1 protein-coding gene is annotated in these 1,075 nt (G+C 71.5%); it reads right to left on the bottom strand.

The window, feature by feature from the left end:
* Position 1: 1 nt before the first annotated feature.
* Positions 2-1,075 (bottom strand): IS701 family transposase (locus ACFV3E_RS46810; RefSeq protein ID WP_500542667.1); only part of this gene is annotated, 1,074 nt, incomplete at its 5' end.

The following is a 1,075-nucleotide window of genomic DNA, read 5'->3' as shown; positions in this document are numbered from 1 at the left end:
CTTACAGGGCCCCCGGCCGGCGGCCGGACAGCTCCAGCAAGTTGTACGCTGACGCCGCCGACACCAGCGTCATGTGATGGTGCCAGCCGGGAAAGGACCGCCCTTCGAAGTCGAGCAGTCCGAAGTCGTCCTCCAGCGTCTGCACCGCGGTGCCCGCCCGGTGCTGGAGCCCGGCCAGCGCGAGCAGCTCGTCGGTCCGCCGCTGCGTCATGTTGGTCAGCCAGATCCGCGACGAGCGGGGCCCCGCGTACGACGGAACGCCGAAGATCCGATAGGTGGCGTGCGGCGTGTGACGGGCCAGCCGCACCTGCGGCAGCCGTACCAGCGTGGTCATCGTGGCGGTGCGATCCGCCCCGCCGGGACCGTCGTGGCCACCGGGTCTGAGATGGCTGCCGTGCTTGAGGCCGAACAGGCGCTGTGCCTCCACGGCGGCGGGCAGGTTCGAGGCGTATGCGCCACGCGCCGTCGTCCTGCCGACCGGCACCACCGGGGTCCGACCGGGCAGCGACACGACGAACTCGCGTCCCCTGGCGCTGAGTCCACGCACCAGCGAGATGACCCCCGAGTGATGGCCCAGGTCCGCCACCACCGGCCGGGGGCTGAGCTGGGTGCTCCCGCACAGCGCGTCGACGAGGTCGAGTGCGTGCTGTTCGACGGTGCGCTGGCCCACCGACTCGGGAATGCGGGCCCGCGCGCGGCGCGCATGGTCCTCGACCCAGGCACCCGGCAGCAGCAGCCCCCAGTGGACGGGCACGGCCTCCGCACCGGTGGCGAGGAACGCTCCCACCGCGAGCTGGCAGTTGACGGAGCGTCCGGTCGCGGGGACGAAGCGCCGGTGCACACCGCAGGAGTGGTCACCCCGTTTGCGTAATACCGCCACCGACAGGACCCAGGCACGCGGATCGAGCTGCTGCTCGACCCACCGCATCAGCTCGACCCGCGCCGGAACCCAGTCCCAGGGGCTGGCGTTGAGGAACTGGTGCATCGACTGCGACGCGGTGGGCGAGCGCGAGACGGTGGCGGCCATCCGCTTGATCGACTTCTTGCCGTCGGTGGTCAGCAGGCCCGTCAGATA

The sequence above is a fragment of the Streptomyces sp. NPDC059718 genome, from assembly GCF_042733315.1.
In the GTDB taxonomy this organism is placed as follows: domain Bacteria; phylum Actinomycetota; class Actinomycetes; order Streptomycetales; family Streptomycetaceae; genus Actinacidiphila.
The sequence above is the reverse complement of the archived record's forward strand: the minus strand, read 5'-3'. Positions and strand labels throughout refer to the sequence as shown.